Raw genomic sequence first — 14,204 nt, forward strand, 5'->3', positions numbered from 1 at the left:
AGTAGATCATGGCAACCCTCAAACAGCGGCCCGTCAACCAGTTCAATTTCCTGGTCGACATGGGCAACGGCAATACCGACGGACCCGATGCGGGCTTTCAGGAAGTCAGCGGCATGGGAATGGAAGTCGCGCTGGCCGAATATCGCAACGGCAACAGCCTCGAAAACTCGGTGATGAAGGTCAACGGTCTGATCAAGGCGACCGATGCGACCTTCAAGACCGGGATCATCGGCTCGCTTACACTCTACCAGTGGCTCGACGACATTCGCAACGGCGCGGTCAGCGCCATGCGCACGGTCACTGTCTCACTGATGAGCGAGGATCATTCCGAGACCATCATGACCTGGAAGCTGATCCGCGCGCGGATCATGAAACACACCAGCGGGCCGCTCAACGCCAAGGGCACCGACGTGGCCATGCAGGAGATGGTCCTGGCCTACGAACGACTGGAGATGGAATAAGCCGATGTACGCGGCGCACCGCCTCCCCGGCATCCGCGTGGAAGCCTCGCCGACCCCACCGGTTGGCGACAGGTTCCCGCGTATGGATGTGGCGGTGTTCGTCGGTATTGCCGCGCGCGGCCCCTGCCATCGCCCGGTGCTGGTCGAATCTGTCGCAGCATTCGAAGCCGCTTTCGGGGGCACCGTTCCGCTGGCGTTCGATCACACCAGCGGCTCGACACTCACTGCCAATCTCGGACCGTGCGTGCGGGCGTTTTTTTCCAATGGCGGCAAAAGGTGCTGGGTCATCCGTGTCGCATGGAGCGAAGACCTGGTCGCAGCTTGGCGCGCAAAGGACGAGGCAATCGACGATTCGACGATCATCGCCAGCAACCGCATTGCGCTCAGCGGATTGCTCGGGCGCTTTCCGCGTGTCGGCAGCGGCGAAAGTCGTGTCGAGCCGGCCGAGATAGAGGCCGCGTCGGCCGGGGCCTGGTCCGATCCGCTGGCCGTTTCGGCGCGGGTCCTGCGTGCCCCGATCTCTGTGGTCGACGCGCGCCATCACCGCTGGGGCCTCCGCTTCGAGAGCCGCAGCGCGCTGTCGATCGGCGACCTGATCGAGCTGCGCGAATACGATGCAGGCATTCTGCGCTACGCCAAGGTCGTCCACATCGAGAATGGGCATCTCTGGGCGGCCTGGTCGAGTTCCTTCCTTGAGATCACCGAGGAAACACCCGCCAAAACCGGTCATGCGCGGCTGACCAACCGCCGCAATCGCGTCGATGCGCAGTTCTTCGAAGGACCGACAAGCCGCGTGGTGCTCGACAGCGAGTACACCCAGCTCACGGTCGGATCGTGGGTGCTGTTCTACCAGCAGGGCGAAGCGGTATGGCTGCGCGCCGATGTCGTCGACGGAAACGAAGCCCGCGGCCCGGCCTGGCAGCAAGTCGGCTCGCGCGTACCGGAAACGCCTTTCGTGGCGACGCGGCTTTCGCTCGATCTGCGCACCGAGCTCGACGGCGAAACGCGGATCGACAGCGGGATCAGTCTCACACCGGAAGCGCGCAATTCGCTGTTCGCCTTCAGCACCGACGATGCGCACTACGCCGCTGACGAGGCGCGCGCCGCCGTTGCCCGCCCGCTTGTCGCGCTAGCCAGCGAAATTTCCGGCGAGATCGAGACAGTCCGGCAACGCCATGCCGGCGGTGTTGCGACGCAAGACCTTGCGCGGGCATTCGTCGAGGGCACGGCTACGCTCGGCCAGCGTCCGTTGCTGCGGGCCGCCTATATCCCTCTCGGTCTCGGCGCGGATTTCAATGCCGCGAGCCTGCCCTATTCGTCTGGCGAGCAACGCCCCCTCCAGCGCAGCGGTCTCGTCCCGTTCGACCATCGACTGTTTGTCGACCCGGCCTTTGCCGGTCAGTCGACCCGCGAGATCGACCGGCTCGCGGTGCAGCGCCTCGATCTCGAAAACCAGCGCCTGTTCGGCATGCACGCCGCCTACGACATTCCGGGGGACTCGGTCGGAGATGCTTCGATCCTTGCGGTCCCCGATGCCGCACAGCCCGGCTGGGCCTTGCGCGACGACACCGCGGACCTGCCCAGCCCCGAGCCGGGCACGTTTGCACCGACCAACTGGCACGATCACACCGGCCCGTGCCTGGTCGAGGGGCCCGAAGAGCTCGACGCACCCGACTTCGGCGGATTTCTCGACAGCAGCGTGGCGGTGCTTGCCCGGCCACGGCTGGGTGCGCCGCGTTATCCCTCGCGCGGCGGCAGTTTCCGGTTGAGCTTTTCGACCACGGACGCCGACACGGTGTTCGTGCTCGAAGAATCCGCGCGGCACGACTTTACCGACGCGGTGGAGGTCTGGCGCGGGACCGATAGCGAGCTCACGCTGACCGATCGCGCAGAGGGAGCCTATTACTACCGCCTGCGCACCGAGCGCGACGGGAACACATCACCCTATTCCGCTCGCCGTGTGATCGTCAGGGCGAGCGATTATGCCGCGCTGCCCGTCGATCGCGACGAAGTGTTGCGGGTCCATGTCGCCATGCTGCGGCTCGCCGCCGGATCGGCAGCCATGACCGCGCTACTCAGCCTGCCGCGCGCATTTCGCGCAGATGACGCCCAGGATTACATGGCGCAGCTCACGACTGCAGGCTTCGGCGATGCGGCTTTGACCGACCGCGAGGAGCGATCGCTCTCCTACGGCGCGCTGTTCCATCCCTGGGTCGCCGGGGGTCGCGAGGATGCGCTGCTGACGGTCCCGGCGGACGGCGCGGTGGCGGGGCACATCGCCGCGCTGGCGCAGAATCGCGGCGCGTGGTTCGCACCGGCCAACCGCCATCTCGCCAATGCTGTCGGTCTCTATCCCGCGATCGCTCGGGAGGACTGGCTGCCGACCGATCAGGCCCGCATCAACCTCATCCAGCAGCGCCCGCTCGGCTTCGTCGCCCATGCCGCGCGCAGCCTGTCGGGCGGAGCCGATTGGGGACAGGTGAATATCAGGCGGCTGATGATCATGCTGCGCCGGATGCTGCTCTCGCTCGGGCGCCCTTTCGTTTTCGAACCCAACGGACCGGCCACGCGGCGCGCCATCGAGCGCGAGATCGTCGAACATCTCGACATCCTCCAGCGCCGGGGCGCCTTCTCCGGCAGGGTCTCGCGCGAGAGCTATTTCATCCGGCTGCGCAATTCGCGAGCCGATCGCGATAACGGGCGTATCCTCGCCGAAATCGGCATCGCCCCCGCCCACCCGCTCGAATTCATCGAGATCGCGCTGGTCCAGAAGGGCGAGCGCCTGACGCTCGAGGAGGCGGCCTGATGGCGCTCACGGACCGGCCCTGGAACACGTTCAACTACGCAGTCGAGATCACCCCGCAGGGCGACAGCAAGCCGCTGTGCGAAGCCGCGTTCACCGAGTGCGACGGGCTCGACATGACGATGGATGTCCAGACCATTCGCTCGGGCGGTGCCAACGATCGCGCCTGGCGCGTGCCGGCCGTAATCAACTACACCAACCTTGTCCTGAAGCGCGGAATGACCGGCAATCTCGACCTGTGGAAGTGGTTTCGCAAGTCGATCGAGAACCCCTACCTGCGCGCCAGTGCCGACGTGATCCTGCTCGCCGATGACGGCAAAAAGGAACTGGCGCGCTTCCGCCTGTCGCGCTGCATCCCGACCAAGCTCAAGGTACCGGCCCTCAATGCCAAGGATGGCGCGATTGCGGTCGAGGAATTCCAGCTCGCTTACGACAAGTTCGAGCTGGTCGAAGAACAATCTCAGGATCAGGCGGAGGCTGCGGCATGAGCGAGACGACCCTGGCCATGGCCCGACTGATCGAACTCGAAGACGATCTCGAAACCGTCAAGGACGGAGGCCGGAACGTCGAGGTCCAGTTCAACCCGGAAACGCTTAAGCTCGCCTTCGCCAACGAAGTGCAGCAGCCTGAGGGCGGCGACCAGAACAGTGGCACCTCGGGTCAGCAATTTGTCGGCGCCGGAAGCACCACGCTGACGGTCACGCTGTGGTTCGACGTCACGGCGATGGAAACCGATCCGGTCGACGATGTCCGCCGCAAGACCAAGGAGGTGCTCTATTTCATGACGCCTCAGGAATTCTCCGGCGACAACACCAAGCTCGTCCCGCCGGGCGTGCGCTTTCAGTGGTCGAACCTGATCTTCGACGGTCTCGTCACCTCGATGGAGGAAAATCTCGAGTTCTTCTCCCCCGAAGGCAAGCCGCTGCGCGCCAATATGGCGCTGGGCTTCACGCAGCAGAAGATTCTCGTTTCCAATTTCGACGGCACCGGCGCGGTCCCGCAGCAGCAGGGCAACAAGCCGCTCGACCAGGCCAAGGACGGTGACAGCCTCCAGAAGATGGCCGATAAGAAAGGCAAGGGTGACGATTGGCAGTCCATTGCCGAGGCTAACAAGGTCGAAGACCCACTGCGGATGAAGCCGGGCAAGCTGCTCGATCTCAATGCCAAGGTCTCGCTGCCCAAGATCAAGGTCAAACCCCCGCCCCTCGGTGTGAGTGTGGGCGCGGGACTGTCGATCGGCCCGCAGGGCGCATCCATCGGCCTCAGCTCCGGCCTGCCGCAGGCCGGAGCAGTCCCTGCCACCGGCCCCCAGATCGGCTTGCCCAGCGTCATAACCCCGCCGCTGCCCAAGCTGCGGATCGAATAGGAGCATCGCCATGTCCGTCGTCATCAACGAGTTCGAAACTCTCGGCGAAGCGCCTCCGCCTGCGACCTCCGCCAACGGCGCATCGCCGCAAGCCACCGAGCGCGCCCACGGCCGCCGGGTCCGCATGGCTGTCGCGCGGCAGATGCGCATGGCGAGGAACTGAGCGAGATACAATGACCGCAACCGTCGCCCGCCTGCCCAGCCGCCCCTCGAGACCCACGATTTCCGTCGGCGGCTCCGCTCAGCCCGAGCTGGAAGCCGCGCTGATCGGCTATCGCCTGCACAGCTCGCTCGAAGACGTGAGCACGGCCGAGCTCGAATTCGGCAATTGGGGCGGCGACGATGCGGGTTTCCGCTTCTACGACCGCGAAGTGATCGACTTCGGCGAAGAGGTCGAAATCAGCATCGACGACGCCCCGCTCTTCACAGGCAGGATTTCCGCCATCGGTGGCCACTATCCCGAAGCCGGCCCGCCGACGCTCTCGTTCTGCGCTGAAGATAGCCTGCAGGCGCTCCGGATGACGCGCCGCAGCCGAAGCTTCGAAGACGCCACGCTGGAAGATGTCGCACGCGCCGTCGCCGACGCCCACGGGCTGACCGCACAGGTGGAGGTGCAGGCTGCCGCCGCGCCGCTCATCGCGCAGGTCAACCAGACCGATTTCGCTTTCCTGTTCGACCTTGCGCGTCGCTTCGGAGCGTCGGTTACGGTCGACGGCGACACGCTGCACATCCGCTCCGACGAAGGCACGCCAGCGGTCGAATTGCGCTGGGCCGGGACCTTGCGCGCTTTCGATGTCACTGGCGATCTCGCCGGGCAGCGCAGCACGATTACTGTCGGCGGCTGGGACGTCGGCAACAAGAGCGAGGCCAGCCACACTGCCGATGCGTCGGTCATAGCCAACGATCTCGGCAGCGATCTGGGCGGCTCGGCGCTGCTCGATGAAAAGATCACCGCTCGCAACGAAGTCCTTGCTCACTGCCTGCCCGCCTCGCAAAGCGAAGCGCGCGAGATTGCCGAAAGCGCCTATCGCAGGATGGCCCGCGATTTCGTGACCGGCGAAGGCCTGTGCGAAACCGATCCGCTGATCCATGTCGGCGCGAAGCTCGAGCTTGCCGGGCTCGGGCGACTCTTCGACGGCGAATATCGCGCCACGTCCGTCACGCACCTGTTTGACCCTGACTCCGGCGCCATCACCGAGTTCCGCTGTGACCGCCCCGGTATCGGAGACGCATCATGAAGCCGGGCATGTTCTATCCCGGCCTCACGCAGGGCAGCGCAGATCCGCGCGGCGCCGAAGGGCTCGGCGGCCTGTGGTACGGGGTCGCTCCGGCCAAAGTCGTTTCGCTGGCCGATCCCGAGGGCCAGGGCCGCATCCAGATCGAATTGCCGTGGTCGCCCGATCCCGACGACGAGCGCTATCTCGCTTGGGCCCGGATGGCGACATTGTTCGCAGGTCCCGATCGCGGCAGCTGGTTCCTGCCCGATGTCGATGACGAAGTGCTGGTCGCTTTCGAACAGGGCAACCCGCGCCGACCCTACATCCTCGGCGGCCTGTGGAACGGGCAGGACAGCCCGCCCGAGGCCGAGCATTCCGATGCCAACAACAAGAAGCTGATCCGGTCGCGCAATGGTGTGAAGATCATGCTCGACGACAGCGACGGACAGGAGAAGCTGCATCTCGAAACGCCGGGCGGGCAGAAAGTGAAACTCTCCGACGGGCCCGGCGTGGTCGAGATCGAGGACAGCAACGGCAATTCCGTCACGCTCGATGCTTCCGGTGTCACCGTCAGCGCTTCGGCACTGGTCAAGGTGGAAGCCAGCACCGTCACCGTCGATGCGACCGCCGTCACCGTGAACGCGGCGACATCGACTTTTTCGGGTGTCGTCAATGCGCAGACCGTGGTCGCGACCACGGTATCCGCCGCTACCTACACGCCCGGCGCGGGGAATATCTGGTGACGGCGCTCGATCATCCGCTCACTTGGGCCGCGCCGCGCCCGCTCTGGCGCGCGGCCGGTCAGCCCGGACTGACCCCGGCCATCCTCCGCTTCGCGCAAGACGATTTCGCCGACCAGTTGCTTGGCGCGATGGACACCGACCCCGGCGCGCTCGCGGCGTTTGTTGCGCGTCATGAAACCTGGCGCACGCCGCCGGGCGAGACGGCACGCCCCGACCTTGCCCAGCGGGTTCCGCTGCCTGCTCCGGTGAAGGCAAACCACCGCTTCATGCTGCGCGGCAAGACGCCCGCCCCCGTTGCACCCGAAGTCCCCGATGCGCCGCTGCTCAAGCTCTACCAGCCTGCACACCAGCGGCACTATGTCGCCACTGCCACGCTAGCCTGCGCAACGTCCGGCCTGCCCGACCGCAAGCTGCGGGGAAGCCACGAATCCGTCGGCATGTTGCTGCGTCGCCTGATGCCCTCGACAGCCGAGGGCAGCGACCTGGTCGAATACGCCTGGATTCCCGGCGACGAACCCCGCTGGCAACGCGTTTCGGACAGCGATCCATCCGTGCTCGCACCGGGCGAGGAAATGCTTCCCGTCTTCCCGATCTCGCATCGCGAAGGCGAGACGATCCGCCGGAAAACTTGGGGCGGCAATATCCCGGTCGGAAAGCGCGACGATTATATCGCCGCACCGGTCGTGCGCGAGGCCGTATCGCTCGTTGAGGGGCAGAAAGCGGCGCTCTCCCCCGCTGCGCCGGCGGCATCCGCCAACAGCACGCAGGCGCGTCTGTCGGAGTTCCGGATGGATGTCGCCGAGCCGTGGAAGGCGATGATCCGCGTGATCTACAAGGAGGCGGAAGAACTCCGCATCGATACCGAAGGCGATCCTGCAGAGAAACAGGCTACGCTGCGCAAGCGCAATTACCAGCTACAGATGCAGAGTTGGCTGTTGCTGCTCGATTTCGGGCATTTCCTGCAGCGGCACATTGCCAATGTCGCCGCTCGCCTCGGTTCCGGCTCGACCGCAGGTCTATCGACCGGCGAGAGAAACCTGCTCGAATGGTTGGATAGCACGCCCGTTCAAACGCGACTGCAGAACGGCATGTCGACGCCGGGCAAGACATATGCCGCGTCCATGCGCGATGCCCTCAACCGGGTCTTGCAGTCGGGCGTCGCCGAAACCCTCGAAGCTGTCGAAACCGATTACGTTCCGGGAAGCACAGGCACAGAATGGCCAGCTTTCCATTACCTGCTCGCCGGGATCGGCAGCGTCGGAGAAGGCGGCAGTATCGGGCTGGATGGGCCATTCAAACATCTCCCCGGCCTTCCGGTGGTAGAAGCCGACAACGACGGCGTCGAAGTGGCGCAATTCTCTTCCCCGCTCACCGGAGCGATCAGCGCTGCGGAGGAACAGGCCAAGCTGGTGGACCGGATCAGCGTCCTCGTCGGGCGTGCTCTGCCGGTGTCCACTGAGGAGACCGCGCGTCCGCTGCCGTTTGCGGAGCGGCTGAGCAAGGTCATGCTCGAAACCGCCGACGACGAAGGCCTGTTCTGCATCCGCTTCGCGCATTGCAATTGCGATTGCGGCCCGCTCCACCCGCCGACGGTTTCGCAGCCCACCGAACGCTTCCGCATGGCGAGCTTCTTCGATCCCGATGCACCCGCGCGCGAGATCAAGATCATGCTCCCACGCGACACCAGCCCGGCGGGCCTCCGGAAGCATGCGCGCGGGACAGCGTTCGTCATGTCCAACATGCTGTGCGGCCAGGTGCAGCGCGCCAAGGGGCTGGGGCTGATCGACCTGATCCGGCAAGTGCTGCCCTGGCCGCTGCACAAGGATATCGACGTCGGCGCAGGCGGCGGCTGCAAGGACGGCGAAGTCGACATCGGCATGATCTGCTCGCTGTCGATCCCGATCGTAACTCTGTGCGCGCTGATCCTGCTGATGATCATCGTCAAGCTGCTCGATTTCATCTTCAAATGGGTGCCATGGCTGATCGCCTGTTTCCCGCTGCCCAACTTCACCGCCAAGGGAGGGTCTTCATGACGGATCCATTGGGTCAGGGCGTCGCATTTCCTCTCATCGCCGGGGCCGACGGGCGCATTGCCTGGTCTCGCGGCGAGCAGAATATCCGCGAATCCATCGCGCTGATCCTGCAAACCGATTTGGGCGAAAGGGTCGCTCTGTCGAAATTCGGTGCCGGCCTGCCCCGCATGTTGTTCGAGCCCAACAATGCCGCGACCCACGCGCGGCTGGCCAAGGACATCGAGCGTTCGCTCGCCAAGTGGGAGCGGCGGATCAAGGTCGAGCAGGTCGAGGTGGAAGGCGATCCGCGGCAGGCCGAAACCGCCATCGCCAGCGTAACCTATTCGCTCGTCGCCACCGGCCAGCGCGAACGGATCGCGCTCGACGTGCCCGTCGGCGCAGATGCGCAGGGAGGCGTGTAGGATGCCGCTGCCCGCGCCTCGCCTCGATCCCCGCACCTATCGCGATCTCGTCGACGAGATGATCGCGCGCATCCCGGTCCACACGCCCGAGTGGACCAATTTCGGCAATGCCGACCCCGGCATCACGCTGTTGCAGCTCTACGCGCACATCACCGAGAGCATGATCTACCGGGCCAACCAGGTCCCCGATCTCAACCGCGCGAAGTTCCTGCAATTACTCGGGATCGGGCTGGAGCCGGCCCGCGAGGCGCGCGGGCTCGTTGCCTTTGCCAACGAGCGCGGCCCCTTGACCGAGGCGCATATCGCCGCCGGTACCGAACTGCTGGCGCAGAAGATTCCTTACCGCACCGGCCTGTTGATCGACGCTTTGCCGATCGCAGCGCGGATCTATCGCAAGGTCCCGCTGCGCAATCCCGATGCCGACACGCGCGCCTATTACGAGTTGCTCTACGCCTCCTATGGCCGCGAGATGCCGCCTGAATTGTCGCTCTACGAAGCGACCGAAATCGCCGGCAATGCCCCCTTCGGCTTCGACGGAACGGTCGACAATGCGCTCTGGATAGCATTGGTCGGTCGCAGCGACGATCGCGACGCGGCTGCCAGCGATCCCTGGGCCGCCGTGCGCGACGCTCTGGCCGGGCGCACCTTGTCGCTGGGCATCGTGCCGAGCCAGTTGCGCGAAGACCACATCCTGCCGATCAGCCTTGGCAGCAACGCCGTCGACTTTCTCGATTTCGCGCTTCCGGCGGTGGCCGACGGGATCGCCTTCGATGCCGACGACCGCCCCATTGCCGGCTATCGCGACATCGAAGCGCAGGCGGATTTCGACCCGACCCGCCAGTCCGGCGTGGTCCAGCTGCAATTGCCGAGCGACCCGGCAGCGATCGCCACCTGGTCCGACCTCGACCCGCTGGAAGGCGGCGTCGGCGACCTCCCGCCCCAGATCGAGGATGGCGCGCTGGCCGAGCGGATCGTCACGTGGATCAAGGTCAGCGCCAACAGCAGCGCGGACTTCAGCTTCGACTGGATGGGCGTCAATGCCGCGCCGGTGCGCCAGTTCGTCCGGGTGAGCAGCGAAAGGCTGACGGATGGCGATGGGCGGCCATCGCAGATCCGGCAATTGGGGCGCGCCCCGGTGGTTGCCGGAAGCGTCTCGATCATGAGCGTACACAACAACACCCGCCGCGACTGGTCCGAGATCGACGATCTCAGCGCGGCCGGAGCGGAAGTGACGGGCTACGGCGCGCCGATGCAGGACTCGCCGGTGGATGTCTTCACTATCGATGCCGAGGCCGGCGAAGTCCGTTTCGGCGATGGCGCAAACGGTCGCCGTCCGCGCGATGGCGAAACGATCTACGCCAGCTACGACTATTCCGAAGGCGCCAAGGGCAATGTCGGCGCAGGCGCGCTCAAGGAAGGCGTCAACGTGCCGGCCGGGATCAAGGCCACCAATCCGGTCCCGACATGGGGCGGGTCGGATGCCGAAAGCATCGAGGACGGCGAGAAGCAGGTGCGCCGGATGCTGCAGCACCGCGACCGGCTGGTCACGGCGGAAGACTTCCGTTCGATCGCCTGGCGCGCGCCCGGAATTGCGCTGGGGCGGGTCGATGTCATCCCTGCGGCGCATCCTTCGGTTATACCGGTTACGCCGGACACAGCCCCCGGCGCGGTCACTTTGATGGTCGTGCCCGGCAGCGACCCGGCCCATCCCGATGCCCCTCGGCCTGACGGTCGCTTCCTCGATACCCTCTGCCGCTATCTCGAACCGCGCCGCTTGGTGACCACAGAAATTGCGCTGCACGGGCCCAAGTATGTCGGGCTGTGGGTCTCGGTGGGGATCAAGGTCGCGGGCGGACATTCGATCACCGAGACGGTCGAAGCGGTCAAGGCGCGGCTGAAGAGCTATCTCAGCCCGCTCCCGCATCCGCAGCTCCGCGGCGCCGCGCTCATGCCGCAACTCTACGGTCCCGACGTCGACCCCGCCTTGCGCGGCTGGCCGCGCAACCGCCCGGTACATGCTGCCACACTGCTCGCCGAGGCCGCGCGCGCGCCGGGCGTGGAATCGGTGTCCGAAGTGCTGCTGGCGCGAAACACCGGGCAGGCCGTAGCCGACGTCGCGCTGCAAGGCCTCGAATTGCCCGAAATTCTCGGCATCGCGGTGTCGGTAGGTGCTGCCAGCCCGATCGACGGCCTGCGCGGAACCGGCAGCGGTGGCGAAGATAGCGATGGCGACAGCACCAGCCTCCTGCCCGTGCCGATCGTCGCGGAGACCTGCTGATGAACGTCAACGGCTCCCTCTATCACCTGCTTCTCGGAGAAGCCGACTGGAGCGGCTGCCATGTCGTTTCGGGCGAGGAGCGCAATCTGCTCGGCGACATTTGGGACGACCCGTTGACGGTGGAACAGCGCAGCTTCGTCCCCGAGTGGCGCGAAGAGCACGCGGCCATCGGCATTGCGCGCCTGCCGCAGGACCTGCCGGCGACACTGGGTGAAAACCCCGTGCTGATCACCGATCGGCGCAGCGTCACGGCCGATCGGCATGGCAATATCTATGTGATTTCCGACGACCGGATGGGCGTTACCGTCCAATCGGCGGGCACGCGGCAAGTCTCGCCCTTCTGGCCCGATCCGCGCGGGGCCGCACCTGCGGCAGACACCGTGTTCGAGGATTGCGAACCTGCCGAGCCTGAAGCGCCTTTCTCGGTCGTCGAGGCTCTATGCCGGGACTATCTGCTGGCTGCCCGCGATGATGGCACACTGTTGCGCTTCGATCTCGTGGGTGGCGGTGGCCCGGAGGTTTTCACTTTTGTCGATCCTGTGGGCCTTTCGATCCAGGCCATCTCGGCCTCGCCCGACGGCGGCGCGCTCCTGCTCGATGGAGCGGCCAAGCGGCTTTACCGGATCAATGCCGATATCCGGCTGTGCGCCGAAGACGAGGGTACGAGCGAGGCGAGCCTGTTCCAGCCGGAAGACGGTGGCCAGGCACACGAAACTGTCCAGCATTCGCCGTGGTTTGCCGATCTCTCATCGCTCGTTGAACCGATAGCGCTCGCCTATCTCGATAAAGGCCATGCGCTCGTCCTCGACCACCGCGAGGGGGCGAACTGCGGCCTCTATCTGGTCCAGTCGGACACCGGCACCGTCTCACTGCTCCTCGATTGCTCTTTCGATGCGCTGGGCATGATCCTGCTTCCAGCCGAGGCAATGGAAGCGCAGTCCGAAGATAAACCGACCCGCACCGCGCTGTTCTGGAGCCATTCGGGCAACCAGGCGCATGCCGTCATCCTCCAGCTCGACGATGCTGTATGGGAGGCCGGCGAAGACCCCGATCTGCGCCCGCTGCGCCGGTTCGGGGGTCGAGGCTTCGTCTCCGCAGGCGGCCTTACCTACTACGACAGTGGCGACCCGATGCGCTGGGTCGGCCTCGGCATCAAGCATCGCTGCCGCTTTGCCGAAAAGACCGTTTTCGAAACACCGGTTTTCGATAGCGGGCTCTACCAATGCCAGTGGGATCGCATCCGCCTGGACGCGCGCATCCCGGGCGGCTGCACCATCCGTATCGAAGCGCGAACCTTCGACGACGAAACCCTGTTCGCGATCGATCCCGAAGCGGGCTGGATCGAGCAACCCATACCCTATGCCAATGGCGACCGGGCGGAGCTTCCCGCGCTGTCGCTGCTGCGTATCGCCGAACAAGACCTTGCCCCGCAGCAATGCTGGGACGTCCTGTTGCAGAAGCTGAAAGGGCGACACGCGCAATTGCGGATCACGCTGGAGGGCGACGGTCGCCAGTCCCCGCTGATTACGGCGTTGCGGCTATGGTATCCGCGTTTCTCCTATTCGAGCCGTTTCCTGCCGCAGGTCTATTCCGAAGACCCGGTGTCCGGCGATTTCATCGAGCGCTTCCTTGCCATTACCGAAGGGGTCAACACCCCGCTGGAAGAACGGATCGCGGCGGCGCGGCTGCTATTCGATCCGCGTACGGCCCCGGCGGAGGCGCTCGACTGGCTTGCCGACTGGTTCGACGTCGCACTCGACCCTGTCTGGGACGATCGGCGGCGGCGCTTGTTCATCACGCATGCGGCCAAGTTCTTCGGGTGGCGCGGCACGCTTCCCGGCCTGCAGTTAGCGCTCGCGCTCGCTTTCGACGAGAATATCGACGCGTGCGATTTCGATTTGCCCGGCGTTCCGCAAACGGGCCTTTCCGGCATTCGCATCGTCGAACATTTCCGCACCCGCAAAAGCGCACGTCCCTTTGGCAGCACGACGCTGTCGTCCGGCATCCATGCGGTGATCGACGAAGAAGCGCTCTGGCACCCGGCCGAAGGCAAGCAGGGCCTGATCGAGCGCTGGGCCTGGGCGCGCGGGCTCGACAATGCCCCGCCCGAAGAGCGGACCGCTGCATTCTCGCTGGTCGCCGAAGACTACGATAATCCGCGCGACTGGAGCGCCTTCGTTCAGGTGCAGATCGGCTTCGTCCCGAGCCTCGGGCGGAACGAGCAAACCCGTTGGCACGGCTTCCTGCAGGCTCGCGGCCATGCGGGCGACTTGCCGCACTTGCCCCGCTCGGCAGCCGAAGCAGCCTCTCAGGATTGGCAAGACTACACCGCCCAATCCATTCGCAACCGCGAGTTGTGGCGCGAACTGCTGTCCGAACGCTACGGAACGATCGCCCGGCTGAACGCGAACTGGAGCACGGATTGGCTCGCGTTCTCCGATATTCCCCTGCCGGACCAGCTTCCCGATCGGGAGGCCTCGATCCGCGACTGGCTGGACCTCGAGGGTGCGCTGGCCCCCATCCATCGCTCGGCACATCGCTTCTCGGTCCTGATCCCGCGGCGATCGACGGCCTTCGACCCGGAGGCTGAAGATGCTGCACTTAGCCTCGCCAGCCGGATCATCGCGCTGGAAAAGCCTGCCCACGCCGTGTTCGACGTGCGCCTGTTCTGGGCCATGAACCGGGTCGGCGAGGCACGGCTGGGCCGCGATACCGAAATCGGCGACGGCAGCCGCGCGCCGCAACTCATACCCCCCAGCATGCTCGGACGCAGCGTGATCGGCGCTAGCTTTGCCGGCGGTCCGCAAGGCGCGCCCGACGGAAGGGAGAGGCTCGCATGTTGAGCAGGCCGAACACAATCACACCGCCTTCAACGGGAGACAGATGATGGGATGTTGCACCA

The 14,204-nt window shown here is 65.5% G+C and carries 11 protein-coding genes; all 11 read left to right on the forward strand.

What is annotated here, in order from left to right:
- Positions 1–8: 8 nt before the first annotated feature.
- From EL2594_RS09175 to EL2594_RS09220, 11 genes are read left to right on the forward strand one after another with little or no spacing between them, the layout of a single operon-like run.
- Positions 9–461: a phage tail protein gene (locus EL2594_RS09175; RefSeq protein WP_011414778.1), complete on the forward strand. Its 453-nt coding sequence runs from the start codon at positions 9–11 to the stop codon at positions 459–461.
- A 4-nt stretch (positions 462–465) separates the two neighbouring features.
- The gene (locus EL2594_RS09180; RefSeq protein ID WP_011414779.1) at positions 466–3,267 is read left to right on the forward strand and encodes a phage tail sheath C-terminal domain-containing protein; all 2,802 of its coding nucleotides are present in this window, start codon (positions 466–468) and stop codon (positions 3,265–3,267) included.
- The gene (locus EL2594_RS09185; protein ID WP_011414780.1) at positions 3,267–3,752 is read left to right on the forward strand and encodes a phage tail protein; all 486 of its coding nucleotides are present in this window, start codon (positions 3,267–3,269) and stop codon (positions 3,750–3,752) included. The genes EL2594_RS09180 and EL2594_RS09185 overlap by 1 nt, the downstream gene beginning before the upstream one ends.
- Positions 3,749–4,630 (forward strand): hypothetical protein, encoded by an 882-nt coding sequence (locus EL2594_RS09190; protein WP_011414781.1) that lies wholly within the window; start codon positions 3,749–3,751, stop codon positions 4,628–4,630. The genes EL2594_RS09185 and EL2594_RS09190 overlap by 4 nt, the downstream gene beginning before the upstream one ends.
- A gap of 10 nt (positions 4,631–4,640) precedes the next feature.
- Positions 4,641–4,793: a hypothetical protein gene (locus tag EL2594_RS15350; RefSeq protein ID WP_011414782.1), complete on the forward strand. Its 153-nt coding sequence runs from the start codon at positions 4,641–4,643 to the stop codon at positions 4,791–4,793.
- Positions 4,794–4,803: 10 nt separating this feature from the next.
- The gene (locus EL2594_RS09195; protein WP_011414783.1) at positions 4,804–5,868 is read left to right on the forward strand and encodes a phage late control D family protein; all 1,065 of its coding nucleotides are present in this window, start codon (positions 4,804–4,806) and stop codon (positions 5,866–5,868) included.
- Complete coding sequence (locus tag EL2594_RS09200) at positions 5,865–6,590, forward strand: phage baseplate assembly protein V (RefSeq protein ID WP_011414784.1); 726 nt, start codon at positions 5,865–5,867, stop codon at positions 6,588–6,590. Before EL2594_RS09195 ends, EL2594_RS09200 begins: the two co-directional genes overlap by 4 nt.
- Positions 6,587–8,623: a hypothetical protein gene (locus EL2594_RS09205; RefSeq protein WP_011414785.1), complete on the forward strand. Its 2,037-nt coding sequence runs from the start codon at positions 6,587–6,589 to the stop codon at positions 8,621–8,623. Before EL2594_RS09200 ends, EL2594_RS09205 begins: the two co-directional genes overlap by 4 nt.
- Positions 8,620–9,024 carry a GPW/gp25 family protein gene (locus EL2594_RS09210; RefSeq protein ID WP_011414786.1) on the forward strand — a complete coding sequence of 135 codons (405 nt, stop codon included), beginning with the start codon at positions 8,620–8,622 and terminating at the stop codon, positions 9,022–9,024. Before EL2594_RS09205 ends, EL2594_RS09210 begins: the two co-directional genes overlap by 4 nt.
- Before the next feature lies 1 nt (position 9,025).
- Complete coding sequence (locus EL2594_RS09215) at positions 9,026–11,302, forward strand: baseplate J/gp47 family protein (protein ID WP_011414787.1); 2,277 nt, start codon at positions 9,026–9,028, stop codon at positions 11,300–11,302.
- The gene (locus EL2594_RS09220; protein ID WP_011414788.1) at positions 11,302–14,145 is read left to right on the forward strand and encodes a phage tail protein; all 2,844 of its coding nucleotides are present in this window, start codon (positions 11,302–11,304) and stop codon (positions 14,143–14,145) included. Before EL2594_RS09215 ends, EL2594_RS09220 begins: the two co-directional genes overlap by 1 nt.
- Positions 14,146–14,204 lie beyond the last annotated feature (59 nt).

The organism is Erythrobacter litoralis HTCC2594 (assembly GCF_000013005.1).
In the GTDB taxonomy this organism is placed as follows: Bacteria; Pseudomonadota; Alphaproteobacteria; order Sphingomonadales; family Sphingomonadaceae; genus Parerythrobacter; species Parerythrobacter litoralis_A.

Excerpts from the sequence above, each read along its gene's own strand:
- EL2594_RS15350 (WP_011414782.1), top strand. The coding sequence starts at position 4,641 with ATGTCCGTCGTCATCAACGAGTTCGAAACTCTCGGCGAAGCGCCTCCG.
- EL2594_RS09220 (WP_011414788.1), top strand. The coding sequence starts at position 11,302 with ATGAACGTCAACGGCTCCCTCTATCACCTGCTTCTCGGAGAAGCCGAC.
- EL2594_RS09200 (WP_011414784.1), top strand. The coding sequence starts at position 5,865 with ATGAAGCCGGGCATGTTCTATCCCGGCCTCACGCAGGGCAGCGCAGAT.
- EL2594_RS09190 (WP_011414781.1), top strand. The coding sequence starts at position 3,749 with ATGAGCGAGACGACCCTGGCCATGGCCCGACTGATCGAACTCGAAGAC.
- EL2594_RS09175 (WP_011414778.1), top strand. The coding sequence starts at position 9 with ATGGCAACCCTCAAACAGCGGCCCGTCAACCAGTTCAATTTCCTGGTC.
- EL2594_RS09195 (WP_011414783.1), top strand. The coding sequence starts at position 4,804 with ATGACCGCAACCGTCGCCCGCCTGCCCAGCCGCCCCTCGAGACCCACG.
- EL2594_RS09180 (WP_011414779.1), top strand. The coding sequence starts at position 466 with ATGTACGCGGCGCACCGCCTCCCCGGCATCCGCGTGGAAGCCTCGCCG.
- EL2594_RS09185 (WP_011414780.1), top strand. The coding sequence starts at position 3,267 with ATGGCGCTCACGGACCGGCCCTGGAACACGTTCAACTACGCAGTCGAG.
- EL2594_RS09215 (WP_011414787.1), top strand. The coding sequence starts at position 9,026 with ATGCCGCTGCCCGCGCCTCGCCTCGATCCCCGCACCTATCGCGATCTC.
- EL2594_RS09210 (WP_011414786.1), top strand. The coding sequence starts at position 8,620 with ATGACGGATCCATTGGGTCAGGGCGTCGCATTTCCTCTCATCGCCGGG.